General features: G+C 67.1%; 13 protein-coding genes. 8 read left to right on the top strand and 5 right to left on the bottom strand.

Annotation, left to right across the window (positions count from 1 at the left end):
* Window positions 1–139 precede the first annotated feature (139 nt).
* From leuA to ACZK39_RS00575, 3 genes are all read left to right on the top strand, one after another.
* On the top strand, window positions 140–1,897 hold the full coding sequence (gene leuA, locus ACZK39_RS00585) for a 2-isopropylmalate synthase (protein ID WP_463612218.1): 1,758 nt from the start codon (window positions 140–142) through the stop codon (window positions 1,895–1,897).
* A gap of 11 nt (window positions 1,898–1,908) precedes the next feature.
* Entirely contained in the window at window positions 1,909–4,458 is a 2,550-nt protein-coding gene (locus ACZK39_RS00580; protein ID WP_463612217.1) for a DEAD/DEAH box helicase, read from the top strand.
* Window positions 4,459–4,528: 70 nt separating this feature from the next.
* A complete protein-coding gene (locus tag ACZK39_RS00575) occupies window positions 4,529–5,488 on the top strand; it encodes an acyl-CoA thioesterase (RefSeq protein ID WP_182782933.1) in 960 nt (319 codons plus the stop codon).
* 5 nt (window positions 5,489–5,493) lie between these two features.
* On the opposite strand, the gene ACZK39_RS00570 is transcribed toward ACZK39_RS00575, so the two are convergent.
* A complete protein-coding gene (locus ACZK39_RS00570; protein WP_182783113.1) occupies window positions 5,494–6,252 on the bottom strand; it encodes an isoprenyl transferase in 759 nt (252 codons plus the stop codon).
* A gap of 37 nt (window positions 6,253–6,289) precedes the next feature.
* On the opposite strand from ACZK39_RS00570, the gene recO reads away from it, so the two are divergent.
* A complete protein-coding gene (gene recO, locus ACZK39_RS00565; protein ID WP_182782932.1) occupies window positions 6,290–7,012 on the top strand; it encodes a DNA repair protein RecO in 723 nt (240 codons plus the stop codon).
* Here the strand turns inward: recO and ACZK39_RS00560 are convergent.
* From ACZK39_RS00560 to ACZK39_RS00545, 4 genes are read right to left on the bottom strand one after another with little or no spacing between them, the layout of a single operon-like run.
* Window positions 7,009–7,410 carry a Fur family transcriptional regulator gene (locus ACZK39_RS00560; RefSeq protein ID WP_182782931.1) on the bottom strand — a complete coding sequence of 134 codons (402 nt, stop codon included), beginning with the start codon at window positions 7,408–7,410 and terminating at the stop codon, window positions 7,009–7,011. The genes recO and ACZK39_RS00560 overlap by 4 nt on opposite strands.
* Window positions 7,397–8,383 carry a metal ABC transporter permease gene (locus ACZK39_RS00555; RefSeq protein WP_463612411.1) on the bottom strand — a complete coding sequence of 329 codons (987 nt, stop codon included), beginning with the start codon at window positions 8,381–8,383 and terminating at the stop codon, window positions 7,397–7,399. Before ACZK39_RS00555 ends, ACZK39_RS00560 begins: the two co-directional genes overlap by 14 nt.
* Entirely contained in the window at window positions 8,383–9,135 is a 753-nt protein-coding gene (locus ACZK39_RS00550) for a metal ABC transporter ATP-binding protein (protein ID WP_463612216.1), read from the bottom strand. Before ACZK39_RS00550 ends, ACZK39_RS00555 begins: the two co-directional genes overlap by 1 nt.
* Window positions 9,122–10,063 carry a metal ABC transporter substrate-binding protein gene (locus ACZK39_RS00545; protein ID WP_255422207.1) on the bottom strand — a complete coding sequence of 314 codons (942 nt, stop codon included), beginning with the start codon at window positions 10,061–10,063 and terminating at the stop codon, window positions 9,122–9,124. Before ACZK39_RS00545 ends, ACZK39_RS00550 begins: the two co-directional genes overlap by 14 nt.
* Before the next feature lie 175 nt (window positions 10,064–10,238).
* Here ACZK39_RS00545 and ACZK39_RS00540 point away from each other — a divergent pair, with 175 nt between their 5' ends.
* The 4 genes from ACZK39_RS00540 to ACZK39_RS00525 all read left to right on the top strand — a co-directional run bounded on the left by ACZK39_RS00540 (window position 10,239) and on the right by ACZK39_RS00525 (window position 13,881).
* Window positions 10,239–11,555, top strand: a complete 1,317-nt coding sequence (locus ACZK39_RS00540; RefSeq protein ID WP_182782928.1) for an ABC transporter substrate-binding protein — start codon at window positions 10,239–10,241, stop codon at window positions 11,553–11,555.
* A 75-nt stretch (window positions 11,556–11,630) separates the two neighbouring features.
* Window positions 11,631–12,623 carry a carbohydrate ABC transporter permease gene (locus ACZK39_RS00535; protein ID WP_182782927.1) on the top strand — a complete coding sequence of 331 codons (993 nt, stop codon included), beginning with the start codon at window positions 11,631–11,633 and terminating at the stop codon, window positions 12,621–12,623.
* Window positions 12,620–13,525, top strand: a complete 906-nt coding sequence (locus ACZK39_RS00530; RefSeq protein WP_463612215.1) for a carbohydrate ABC transporter permease — start codon at window positions 12,620–12,622, stop codon at window positions 13,523–13,525. The genes ACZK39_RS00535 and ACZK39_RS00530 overlap by 4 nt, the downstream gene beginning before the upstream one ends.
* A 53-nt stretch (window positions 13,526–13,578) precedes the next feature.
* Complete coding sequence (locus ACZK39_RS00525) at window positions 13,579–13,881, top strand: antibiotic biosynthesis monooxygenase family protein (protein ID WP_182799671.1); 303 nt, start codon at window positions 13,579–13,581, stop codon at window positions 13,879–13,881.
* The last annotated feature ends 8 nt before the right edge of the window (window positions 13,882–13,889 follow it).

Here is a 13,889-nt window from a genome sequence, read left to right as displayed (position 1 = left end):
CGGTGCTACAGTGGCCGACGTGGCACGGCATACCCTCCTCCTTGGCTGCCGCAGCGGGGCCCAGAATCTCTGAGCCAGATCCCCTCGCTGCGGTGCTTGTACGCGTCTGGCGCACCGATACAGCCCAGGAGATACTCAGATGAACGCTTTCACCACCCGCCCGCAGCCCACACCCGTGCAGCAGCCCACCCCGATGCCGGTGCACCGCTACACGCCCTTCATCCCCGTAGACGTGCCGGATCGCACGTGGCCCTCCAAGCGCATCGAGAAGGCACCTCGCTGGCTGTCCACTGATCTGCGTGACGGTAACCAGGCCCTGATCGACCCGATGACCCCGTCGCGGAAGATGCGCATGTTCGAGCTGCTGGTGGACATCGGTTACAAGGAGATCGAGGTGGGGTTCCCGTCCGCCTCCCAGACGGACTTCGACTTCGTGAGGCAGCTGATCGAGGGAAACAAGATCCCCGACGACGTCACGATCTCGGTCCTGACCCAGGCCCGCGAGGACCTGATCAGCCGCACGGCAGAGTCGCTGGTCGGCGCCCAGCGCGGCACGATCCACATGTACAACGCCACCGCCGAGCTGTTCCGCAAGGTGGTGTTCCGCATTTCCGAGCCGGAGTGCGTCCAGCTGGCCACCCGCGGCACCGAGCTGGTGATGAAGTACGCGGACAAGCATCTGCGCGATGTGGAGTTCGGCTACCAGTACTCGCCGGAGATCTTCACCCAGACGCCCACGGACTTCGCCATCGAGGTGTGCAACGCGGTCAGCGATGTGTGGCAGCCGGGGGAGGGGCGCGAGATCATCTTCAACCTGCCCGCCACCGTCGAGCGCTCCACGCCGAACACGTACGCAGACCAGATCGAGTACTTCATCCGCAACATCCGCGACCGTCAGCACGTGGCTGTCTCCCTGCACCCGCACAACGACCGCGGCACCGCTGTCGCGGCCTCCGAGCTGGGGCAGATGGCCGGGGCGGACCGGGTCGAGGGATGCCTGTTCGGGCACGGCGAGCGCACCGGCAACGTGGACCTGGTGACGCTGGCCCTCAACCTGTACACCCAGGGCGTGGACCCGCAGGTGGACATCTCGGACATCGATCACATCCGCCGCACGGTGGAGTACTGCACCGGCCTGCCGGTGCACCCCCGCCACCCCTACGCCGGTGATCTGGTCTACACGGCGTTCTCCGGATCGCACCAGGACGCCATCAAGAAGGGCCTGGAGCACCTGGAGGCCGAGGCCGCCCGCCAGGGCAAGCTGGTCGACGAGATCGACTGGGAGGCCCCGTACCTGCCGATCGACCCCCACGACGTGGGCCGCACCTACGAGGCAGTCATCCGGGTCAACTCGCAGTCCGGCAAGGGGGGCATGGCCTACCTGATGAAGAACGAGTACAAGATGGACCTGCCGCGCCGGCTGCAGATCGAGTTCTCGCGCGTGGTGCAGGCCCACACAGACACCTCCGGCGGTGAGGTCACCCCGGCCCAGATGTTCGCCATCTTTGAGCGCGAGTACCTGAGCGACGGTCCGTGGCGCCTGGACTCGGCCGGCTCCACCTCCAGCAACGGGCAGTTCCACGTCCGGGCCGTCATCGACGGCCCCACGCGCAAGAACGTCGAGGTCGACGGCGAGGGCAACGGTCCCGTCTCCGCGTTCGTCGACGCGCTGGTCCAGGCCGGCGCCCACGTGCGGGTGCTGGATTACACCGAGCATGCGCTTGATGCCGGCGGCGACGCCAAGGCCGCAGCCTACGTCGAGTGCGAGGTGGGTGAGGGCGACGACGCCACGGTCCTGTGGGGCGTGGGCGTGGACCCCAGCATCACCAGCGCCTCCATGAAGGCCATCCTGAGCGCCCTGAACCGCGCGGCGGCGTGGGTCATGGCCCCCGCCTGATCGGCGAGGGTTTGCTGAAGCTCACCGATCCCGTCGCCACCGATCCCGATTCCCTCTACGAGCGGTTCACGTCCTGGGCCGAAGGGCAGGGCCTCTCGCTCTACCCCCATCAGGACGAGTCCGCCATCGAGCTGTTCACCGGAAACAATCTGATCCTGTCCACGCCGACGGGTTCGGGGAAGTCGATGGTGGCGCTGGCGGGGCACTTCGCGGCGTTGGCGACGGATCGGGTGAGCTTCTACACCGCACCCATCAAGGCCCTGGTGAGTGAGAAGTTCTTCGCACTGTGTCAGGTCTTCGGCGCGGACAACGTCGGCATGGTCACCGGTGACGCCTCAGTCAACGCGGACGCCCCCATCATCTGCTGCACGGCCGAGGTGCTGGCCAACATCGCGCTCCGCGAGGGGCGGGCCGCCGACGTCGGCCTCGTCATTGCCGACGAGTTCCACTTCTACTCCGAGCCGGACCGGGGCTGGGCGTGGCAGGTGCCGTTGCTGGAGCTCCCCCAGGCCCAGTTCCTCCTGATGAGCGCCACCCTGGGCGACCTCACCGCGCTCGCGGAGGACCTCACGCGCCGCACGGGCCGCGCCACGAGCCTGATCAGCGACGCGGAGCGGCCGGTGCCGCTGCTGTTCGAATGGTCCATGACCCCGCTCCAGGAGCGGGTTGTGGACCTCATCCAGGAGCAGAAGGCGCCGGTCTACGTCGTTCACTTCACGCAGGCCGACGCGCTGGAGCGCGCCCAGTCGCTGCTCTCGCTCAACCTGATTACCAAGCACGACGGCGCCCGGATCGCCGAGGAGATCGGGGCGTTCAGGTTCGGGCCCGGCTTCGGCAAGATCCTGTCCGGACTGGTGCGCCGCGGGATCGGCGTGCACCACGCGGGCATGCTGCCGAAGTACCGGCGCCTCGTCGAACAGCTGGCTCAGACCGGGCTGCTCAAGGTCATCTGCGGTACCGACACACTCGGCGTGGGCATCAACGTCCCCATCCGCACCGTGCTGTTCACCGGGCTCGCCAAGTACGACGGCACGCGGGTGCGGCGCCTGCGCTCGCGCGAGTTCCACCAGATCGCGGGCCGCGCGGGCCGCGCCGGCTTTGACACGGTGGGTTTCGTGGTGGTGCAGGCCCCGGAGCACGTGATCGAGAACGAGCGCGCGTTGGCCAAGGCCGGCGACGATCCCAAGGCCAGGCGCAAGGTGGTGCGCCGCAAGCCGCCCGAGGGATTCGTCGCCTGGAGCGAGGACACCTTCGACAAGATCGTGGTCGCCGAGCCGGAGCAGCTGGTGTCGCGGATGCAGGTCACCCATTCCACGGTGCTCAACATCGCGCAGCGACCAGGCAGCGGTGCACAGTCCATGCGTGCGCTGATCGAGGCGTCGCACGAGCCGTCCGGCCGGAAGCGCGAGCTCACGCGGCGAGCCCTGGCCCTGACCCGGGCGCTTCTGCGCTCGGGCGTGCTGGTGAAGCTCAGCGCCCCGGATCCGGATGGCCGGTGGTGCGCCATGTCCGAGGGCGTCGGGGACGATTTCGCTCTCAACCAGCCCCTCGCCCCGTTCGCGGTGGCGTCGCTGGCGCTGCTGGACCCGGACTCACCCACCCACCACCTCGACGTCGTCTCCATCATCGAGGCGGTGCTGGAGGACCCGTTCCAGGTGCTGCTGGCTCAGCGGTTCGTGGCCCGCGGCGAGGCGGTGGCGCAGATGAAGGCAGACGGGGTGGAGTACGACGAGCGGATGGAGCGCCTCGAGGAGATCACCTGGCCCAAGCCCCTCGACGAGCTCCTCCAGCACGCCATGGGCATCTACGCCCAGTCACACCCCTGGGTGGAGGCCTCCAAGCTGTCACCCAAGACCGTCGTGCGCGACATGTGGGAGCGGGCGATGAGCTTCAACCAGGCCGTGTCCTTCTACAAGCTCCAGCGCAGCGAGGGCGGACTGCTGCGCTACCTGTCGGACGCGTACCGGGCGCTGCGCCACACCGTCCCGGACGAGCACCGCACCGAGCAGTTCGACGACCTGGTCGAGTGGCTGGGGGAGACGGTCCGTCAGACCGACTCGTCCCTGCTCGACGAGTGGGAGGCCCTGACGGATCCGGACAAGGTGGCTGCGGCCGTCGCAGCCGCGGCGCTGGGGGCACCCCCGCCGCCACCGAGGCCGGTGACCGGCAACGAGCGCGCCTTCACCGCCATGATCCGCACCGCGATGTTCCGTCGCGTCGAACTCGCGGCCCGCGACGACATCGCCGCCCTGGCTGCCATGGACGCCGAAGCCTCTGTCATGGTCGATCCGCCGCTCGGGATCCTGATGGACGCCGACGCCTGGGACGAGGCCCTGGGGGAGTACTGGGACGAGCATGAGGACCTGCTCACCGACGGCGACGCCCGCGGCCCGGGGCTCTTCCGGATCGAGAAGGGGCGCGAGCGCTGGACGGTGCTCCAGGTGATTCACGATCCTCAGGGCAACCATGACTGGATGATCCGCGCCGAGGCGGATCTGGTGGCCAGCGATGCTGCTGGGTCCGCAGTGGTCCGCGCGGTTGCGTTCCAGCGCCTGGACTGATCGCCGCCCCAATCCTTCCCCTCAGCTACGCTGCGCGCATCCCCTCGCCCATCACGGAAGGCACGACTGCATGCCTGGCACTCAGCGCGGCGTCACACTGCGATTCCTCGCCGAACCCATGGACGCCAACGTCCGTGGGCTGATGAGCGCAGGCAAGGTGCTCGAGTGGATCGACAAGGCCGGCTACGCCGCAGCCGTCGGGTGGGCCGGCACCTATGCGGTGACCGGTTACGTCGGCAACATCCACTTCACGCGCCCCATCCACGTTGGCGACCTCGTGGTGGTCCAGGCCCGCGTCGTACTCACGGGCAGGACGTCGCTCCAGGTGGTCTGCACCGTCTCCAGCGGCGATCCGCGTTCGTCGGCGCGGGTGCTCAATACCCAGTGCGTCCTGCAGTTCGTCGCCATGGAGGACGGTAAACCGGTCCCTGTTCCCCCCTTCGAGCCGCGAGACGAGTGGGAGCGGGGCCAGCACGATCGGGCGCTGGAGATCAACGTGGCGCGCCGGGCCATCGAAGAGGAGATGGGGGGCCAGGAGTACGACGTCGAGACCGGGTCCTGCCGCGAGACCCTGCGCTTCCTGGCAGCGCCGACCGATGTCAACTGGGGCGGCAAGGTGCACGGCGGCTACGTCATGAACTGGATCGACCAGGCGGCCCAGGTGGTGGCCGAACGCTGGCACGCCGGACCGGTGGCCTCCGTCTTCGCCGGTGGCGTGCGGTTCTACCGCCCCATGTTCATCGGGGATCTCGTCGAAGTCACCGCGCGGCTGCTCCACACCGGCACCACCAGCATGCACATCTCCGTGCACGTCAGCTCGGGAGATCCCCGGACGAGGGACCTCAGGGAGACCACGCACTGCACCATCGTCTACTGCGGAGTCGATGAGAAGGGCCGGAAGCGACCCGTGCCTCCGTGGCAGCCGGTGCTGCCCGGCGACGTGGCCCTGGAGACCCATGCACGCGCCATGATCGACATCCGCCGGAAGCTGCTCCGGCCTGTGCCGAAGGAACTGCCGCCGGACCTCTGAGAGGCTCAGGCTGAGCCGAAGCGCCGCTCCCGGGATGAGTACTGCTCGACGGCGGCCCACAGGTCGCGGCGGTCGAAATCCGGCCACAGCCTGTCCAGGAAGATGAACTCCGCGTACGCGGACTGCCACAGCAGGAAGTTCGAGGTGCGCTGCTCGCCGGAGGAGCGCACGAAGAGGTCGACGTCGGGGATCTCGGGCTCGTCGAGGAACCGTGCGAACCGCTCCTCGGTGAGTCGGTCGGGGTCCAACTTGCCTGCCCGGGCCAGACGAGCGATCTCGCGGGCCGCGTCGACGATCTCGGCCCGGCCGCCGTAGTTGACGCAGAACTGCAGGGTCAGGGTGTCGTTGTGTCGGCTCATCTCCTCGGCCACTTCGAGTTCCTTGATCACCGATCCCCACAGCCTCGGACGGCGGCCGGCCCAGCGGATACGCACCCCGAGGTCGTTGAGTTCGTCCCGGCGGCGGTGGATGACGTCGCGGTTGAAGCCCATCAGCCATCGCACCTCGTCAGGGGAGCGCTTCCAGTTCTCCGTGGAGAACGCGTACGCCGACAGGTAGGGGATGCCCAGTTCGACCGCGCCGTGGATGACATCCAGCAGCGAGGCCTCGCCGCGGGCGTGCCCCTCCGTGCGCTTGAGCCCCCGCTGCTTAGCCCACCTTCCGTTGCCGTCCATCACGATCGCGACGTGTCTGGGGAGGGCCGCCCGGGGGATCTCCGGAGCTCTCGCTCCGCTGGGGTGCGGGGTAGGGCGGCGGCGGGGCATGGGCACGCTCCGACACTACCCGCCTACACTCGATGCTGTGCCGACCTATCGCGACCAAGCGGTGGTGCTGCGGACGCATCAGCTGGGCGAGGCGGACCGCATCATCACGCTGCTGACCCGCACCCACGGCAAAGTCCGCGCCGTGGCCAAGGGGGTGCGCAAGACCTCCAGCAAGTTCGGCGGCCGGTTGGAGCCGTTCCATCACGTCGACATCCAGTTCGCGGAGGGGCGAGGCTCGCTGGAGGTGGTCACCCAGGTGGAGGCACTCCACTCGAGCAGGCTCGCCGCCGACTACTCGCGCTTTACCGCCGCGGAGGTGCTGGTCGAGACGGCGGACCGCCTCGTCGCGGAGGAGCACAGCCCCGCCCTTCAACAGTTCCGCCTCCTGCTCGGCGCGCTGCTCGCGCTCGAGGCGGGTGAGCGCCCCGCGCCGCTGGTGGTGGACTCCTACCTGCTGCGGGCGCTGGCGGTGGCCGGGTACGCCGTGTCGACGAGGAGCTGTGCCGGCTGCGGGAGCGTGGACGTGCGCTGGTTCTCACCCGTGGGCGGCGGGGCGGTCTGCACCGGATGCCGCGCCTCGGGGGCCGGCCAACTGGACCAGGCGGCCGCCACGCACCTCGGCTCCCTGCTCAGCGGGGACTGGGCGGTGGCCCAGGCCACTGATCTCGCCACTGCCAAGCGGGTCGACGGCATGGTGGTCGCCTACGCCACGTGGCACCTGGACCAGGCGCTCCGATCGCTTCCCTACTTCGAACGCTAGCCCGCGGAACAGGTGCGGCAGAGACCGAAGACCTCCACGTCGTGCACCACCTCGGTGAAGCCATTGGCCTGCGCGACGCGCGCTGCCCACTCCTCCACCTCGCGGGCGGCGATCTCGATCGAATAACCGCAGGACCGGCACACGAGGTGGTGGTGGTGACCAGACGAACACCGTCGGTAGGTCGCCTCGCCATCCGGGGTCCGCAGCACATCCACCTCGCCGGCCTCGGCCATGGCCTGCAGTGCCCGGTACACGGTGGCCAGCCCCACCTTGGCGCCCACCTCCCGAAGTTGGTCGTGGAGTTGTTGGGCGGTGCGGAACTCCTCACCGCCCTCCAGGAGGTCCCGGACGGCGGCGCGCTGCCAGGTGTGGCGCGTGGTGGGTTTAGTGCTCGTCATAGTGATCCCCATGGAGGGCGTGACGGTGGCCGTCGTGGACGTAGTCCAGGTGGTCGCCGTGCTGGATCACCTTCACCCCAGGCGTGTGCGCGAACGAGTCGTCGTGCGCCTCGGCCTGGCGATAGGTGTGGGAGTGGCCGTGATCCTCGACGTAGGGGATGAACCTGGCGGAGCGACGGGTCCACCGGCCGAACACCCAGGACAACCCCAGCAGCAGAATGGCGGTGACGACGATGGTGGCGCCGGTTGCGGTGTCCAGGTAGAAGGAGCCGATGGTGCCGCCGACCGCGGCCACAACTCCCACACCCATGGCGCCGAAGAATGAGGTGGTGAAGCCGATGAAGATCTGCTGCGATGTGGCCACCGGGATCACCATGAGCGCACTGATCAGCAGCAGTCCCACCGTGCGCATGGAGACGGTCACCGTGATGGCAGCCAGGACCACCACGAGGAGGTTGAGGGCCTTGACCCTGATGCCCAGGACCCTCGAATAGTCCTCGTCGACGGAGACGGCGAACAGTCTCGGCGCGAGCCCGATGGTCAGGGCCAGAATGATCACGGCGAGGGCGATGATAAGGGCGATGTCACCCTCGCTCACCGAGGTCAGTGAGCCGAAGAGGAACGCAGACAGTCCTCCCGCGCCCTGGCCCGCGACACCGGCCATCAACACACCCGAGGCGAGGCCGCCGTAGAACAGGATGGCCAGGCCCAGGTCTCCCGAGGCCTTCCCATGCTGGCGCAACAACTCGACGGTGACAGCTCCCGCCACGGCGGTGACCACTGCGACGGGCAGTGGCGCCCACCCCGTCATGAGCGCCAGGCCGACACCCATGATCGCCACGTGCCCCAGGCCATCGCCGAGCAGGCTCATCCGCCGCTGGACGATGAAGGTCCCGATGGCGGGGGCGATCAGGCCGCTGAGCAGCGCGGCGAGGAGGGCGCGTTGCATGAACGGCAGGCTGAGGATCTCGATCACGTGAAAGCTCCTGCAATCGGGTCGGACAGACCCACGACGGACGGCATGGTCACGTCCGGGTCGCACTCATGGGCCCCGGTGGGCTCGGCTTCGACGACCAGACCGTCGCAGAGTGTGATCGAGCGGTGCAGGACCATGCCCATCGGCCCGAGTTCGTGGAGCACCACCAGCAGGGCCAACCCCTCGTCGCCCAGGCGTGACAGCAGTTCTGCGATTCCCTGCTGGCTGTGCAGGTCGACTCCGGCAAGCGGCTCGTCCATCACAAGAAGGTCCGGGTGGGTGGCGAGGGCGCGGGCGATCAGCACCCGTTGCTTCTGCCCACCGGACAGGGCGCTGAAGGGCCAGCGGGCGCGAGCGCTCAACCCGACCAGGTCCAACGCTCGGTGCAGCGCGTCGCGGTCCTGCCTGCCCAGCCATTGGAACGGGCGACGGTGGGCCAGCCTCCCGGAGGCCGCCACTTCCCACACAGTCGCGTTTGCGACCGCCACGGAGGAATGTTGAGGCACGTACCCGATCCGGGACCAGTCACGAAACGTCTCCAGGGACTGCCCGAACAAGTCCACCGTGCCCTCCTGGTGGGGGACCAGGCCAAGCAATGCGCGGATCAGCGTCGACTTGCCTGAGCCGTTGCCACCCAACAGGGCAACGGCCTCGCCCGCCGCAACCGAGATCGACACGTCCCGGAGGACCGGCATGCCGCCCAGTGAGACGAAGAGTCCCTCGGCGTGGAGCGGATCAGCTGCAGTCATTGGCGGTGGAGAGTGCGGAGAGGTTGGCGCGCATGATCGAAGGGTAGTCCGTGCCGGGGGACTGGTCGGTGATCCCCTCCAGCGGATCGAGCACGGCTGTTTCGAGCCCGAGGTCCTCGGCAATTGAGGTCGCCACCGCGTCGGAGGTGAGCGTTTCGAAGAAGATCGTCGTGACGCCGTGGGCGCTGGCCTCGTCCTGGATCTCCTTGATCCGCGCCGGCGAGGGTTCATCGTCGGGGCTCACCCCGGAGATGCCGATCTCGGTCAGCTCGTAGCGGTTGGCCAGATAGTGGAATGCGGCGTGCGTGGTGATGAACTCGCGTCGGGCGCACTCATCGAGTCCGGCGGCGAGCTCGGTGTCCAGGACGCCGAGCGCAGACACGCTCTCGGCGGTACCGGCAGAATAGTCACCAGCGTGTTCGGGATCGATCTCGGCCAGCTGCGCGCCCAGCTCCTCCACGAGAGCGGCCATGCGGGTGGGATCCTGCCAGAAATGGGGATCGAACTCGCCATGGTCGTGTCCGTCATCGGCGGTGTGCTCCTCCTCCTCAGCGCCGTGGACATGCTCCTCGGCCACGGGAAGCAGATCGACCACCGTCGCCGCATCGAGGACCCGCTCAGCACCCGACTGCTCGATCGCATCGTCGACCGCGGGCTGGAACCCGGAGAGATACACCACGAGATCCGCATCGGCCAGGGAGGCGATCTGCTGCGGCGTGAGCTCGAGATCGTGCGCCTCCGCTCCCGGGGTGGCGAGTGTCGTCACTGATCCGTGTTCGCCCAGGACGGAGGAGGCCGCCCACTCGAGTGGGTAGAAGGCCGCTACCACGTGAGGCGCGGGCTGATCGGACGCGGGGGAGGATCCGCAGGCGGCGAGGAGCAGAACCGCAGCGGCGCTGACGCCGACGAGTCGAGACATGTGAGACATGAGAACCATTATCAATTAGACAAGCATGGGCGTCAAACCCGACGGTCACGATTTGATAACTCCCTGACGAAAGTAATGCGCTGCGGGTGTCGACGGTGGCAATATCTCGACAGGAGCGCGCTTGACAACGATCGTCAGGCGATGAGTCAACTCCCACGCAAAGGAGCGATCTGTCATGCGGAAAAAGATTTCCTTGATTTCCGGCCTCGCGGCCCTGAGTCTTCTGGCCACCGGATGCCTCGGCGGCGGATCCACCCCTGAGGCCTCGGAGGCCGAGGGTGAAGAGACCGCCAAGGAGACCATCCAGGTCATGTACGCCTTCTCGGGCGATCAGTCGACGGCCTTCCAGTCGGACATGGACACCTGGGGCGAAGCCAACGGCATCACCTTCGACTGGATCCAGTCCAACGAATTCGAAGTCCAGATCAACTCGAAGGTCCAGTCGGGCAACGCCCCCGACATCGCGATCTTCCCCCAGCCGGGCATCCTCAAGGCGTTGGCCGAGGAGGGGGAGCTGGCCGAACTGAGCACCCAGGTGGATCTGGGCCAGCTCGAGTCGGACATCATCCCTGGATTCCTGGACGCGGCCACCGTCGACGACGTGGTCTACGGGGCTCCCATGGCCATGAACGGCAAGTCCTTCTACTGGTACAACAAGCCGGCGTTCGAGGAAGCCGGGTACACCGTGCCCGAGACCCACGACGACCTGCTGGCGCTGCTCGACCAGATCAAGGCCGACGGCGTCGCCCCCCTGTGCTACGGCATGGAGTCCGGCTCGGCCACCGGCTGGCCGGCCACCGACTGGATCGAGGACTACGTCCTGCAGACCGGTGGCATCGAGGTGTATGACCAGTGGGTCAGCGGCGAGATCAAGTTCGACAGCCCCGAGATCCGCGAGGCGTTCGCCGTCTACGAGGAGGTCCTCATGACCGAGGGCAACGTCTACGGCGGGATCCAGAACTCCTCGTCCAACTCCTTCGCCAATGCGCTCAACCCGATGTTCGACCCCGAGCCCAAGTGCTACCTGGGCAAGCAGGGCAACTTCATCACTCAGCAGGGCTTCTTCCCTGACGAGATCTTCGCCCAGCTGGACACCGTGGTGGGGATGTTCGTGACCCCGAGCGTCTCAGGTGAGAGCCCTGTTCTGGGTGGAGGCGACCTTGCGGCCGCGTTCACCAAGAACGACGCCAACGTCAAGAAGGCCATGGCCTTCATGACCACCGATCCCGAGTTCGGCGACGCCCAGGTCGGTACCGGCGCATGGCTGTCCCCGCTGAAGACCTTCGATGTCGAGAAGTACCCCAACCAGGTACTGAAGGACGTCGCGGCTGAGGTGGCCGATTCGTCGGTGTTCCGCTTCGACGGTTCGGACCAGATGCCCGGCGCCGTCGGCTCCGGCAGCTTCTGGACCGGCATGGTGGACTTCACCAGCGGCCGCACCGATCTCGACGCCACACTGCAGGCCATCGACGCCAGCTGGCCGGCGAGCTAGTCGCCCCTTCCCAACCCGCGTCGGCGGTGGCTCGCTCTCGGGTCACCGCCGACTCCACCCCTCAGGAGCACCTCTATGTTTGAGAAACTCGGCCTCGCGCTCGGCGCGGTCGCGGTGGGTGTGCTGGGCGCAGTTGCGCTGTTCTGGCTGTTGAACAAGGCGTGTGAGCTTCTCCCGAAGAAGTGGGAGCTCCGCCTCAAGCCCTATGCGCTGTTGTTGCCGGCCTACGCCGCGATCGGCATCTTCCTCCTCTATCCCGCCGCGGAGACAGTCATCGCCAGCTTCCGGCGCGGCCGCAACGGCCGGCTGATGGAGTTCGTCGGCCTCGACAACTACACTGCCCTCTTCACTGATCCCAGGTTCATCAACACCCTGATCAACAACGTGCTGTGGATCATTGTGGCCCCGGCAGCCATTGTTGCCGCGGGTCTGCTGGTCGCCGTGCTGGTGGACAAGCTGAAGCCCATGGCGGAGAAGACGGCCAAGTCCATCATCTTCCTGCCCATGGCGATCTCGATGGTGGGCGCCGCAACCATCTGGAACCTGGTCTACGCCTGGCGTCCCGAGGGATCGTCCCAGGTGGGTCTGCTCAACGCGATCCTCGTGGGGTTGGGCGGGTCCCCCCAGACCTGGTTGCAGATTGACGCCGTCAGGTTCAACACCTTCCTGCTCATGGTGGTCTACATCTGGACCCAGGTGGGCTTCGCCATGGTGCTGCTCTCGGCCGCGCTCAAGGGCGTTCCGGAGGACACCATCGAGGCCGGCCGGATCGACGGCGCCTCGGAGACCGCCATCTTCTGGCGGATCATCCTCCCGCAGGCGTGGCCCACGGTGATCACGGTGTTCATCACCGTGCTCATCGGCGTCATGAAGATCTTCGACATCGTTTACTCGATGACCAACGGCAACTACAACACCAACGTGCTGGTCAACGGGTTCTATGCGTCCCTGTTCCGGAATGGTGATCCCGGCACGGCCTCAGCCATCGTAGTGATCCTGATCATCGCCATCATCCCGGTCCTGGTATACCAGGTCCGCCAGTTCCGGCTCCAGGAGGCGAACTCATGACCACCGTAGTGGCCCCGAAGAAGGTCAAGACCAAGCGTGGTGAGGAATCGGGCCGGTCGGTGGGCTCGGGGAAGTTCCTGTGGGTGATCGAGTCACTGGTCGTGATCATGTGCCTGCTGTGGCTCATCCCCACCATCGGCCTCCTACTGACCTCGCTGCGCCCGCGCTCCGAGGCCAACGCCAACGGGTGGTGGAACGTGTTCGCCAACCCCGCTCAGATCACGATCGACAACTACCGCGAAGTGATGACCACGGGCGCCATCCCCTTCGGCGACGCGTTCATCAACTCGATGACGGTGGCCATCCCGGCGACGATCATCCCCATCCTCATCGCCGCGTTCGCCGCATACGTGTTCACGTTCATGGAGTTCAAGGGTCGTGACGTGTTGTTCATCGTCATCGTCGGCCTCCTCGTGGTGCCCAACGCGGTGTCGTTCGTGCCCCTGTCCATCATCTTCCAGCAGCTCGGCATCAACGGTCAGTTCGCCACAGTGTGGCTAGCGCACACAGGCTTCGGCATGCCGCTGGCTGTCTACATCCTGCGCAACTACATGGCGTCGTTGCCGAAGTCGGTGGTGGAGTCCGCCGAGATCGACGGCGCGTCGCACTGGCAGACGTTCTGGCGGCTGATCATCCCGATGTCGATGCCGGCACTGGCCTCGTTCGCGATCTTCCAGTTCCTCTGGGTCTGGAACGACCTGCTAGTGGCGCTGATCTTCCTCGGGCAGGGCGAGAACGCGGTGCTCACCATTGCCTTGGCCGGAGTCCTCGGCACACGAGGCGAGAACTGGCACCTGCTCACCGCTGGCGCCTTCATCTCGATGATCCTTCCGCTCGTCGTGTTCTTCGCGCTCCAGCGCTACTTCGTCCGGGGTCTCACCTCGGGCGCCGTCAGGGGCTAACCCCTACCGCGGGCCGGTGGCATCGCCACCTCCCCTCGGTAGCCTTCACTACCGTGCTCGTCGTCACCCGATTCTCCGCCCCAGGCCCCCACTTCGTGGCCGAAGCCCGGTCCGTCATCGACTGGTGGGCCGCGCGGCCCGGCTGCCTAGCCATGGACCTCGTGCGAAATCTCGACGATCCAGATCTCTTCGCCCTCGTGAGTCGATGGGCCAGCGTGGGCGAGTACCGCCGCTCGTTCAACGGCTACGAGGCAAAGATGATCCTCACCCCCCTCTTGTCCCGCGCGGTCGACGAGCCGAGCGCCTATCTACCCGTCGACGAGGTGGGCGACAACCGTCCGCGCGGCACTTACTGAACGCCGCG

It is taken from the genome of Tessaracoccus luoxuelianae (assembly GCF_055326245.1).
This window is presented reverse-complemented; position numbering and strand designations above follow the sequence as displayed.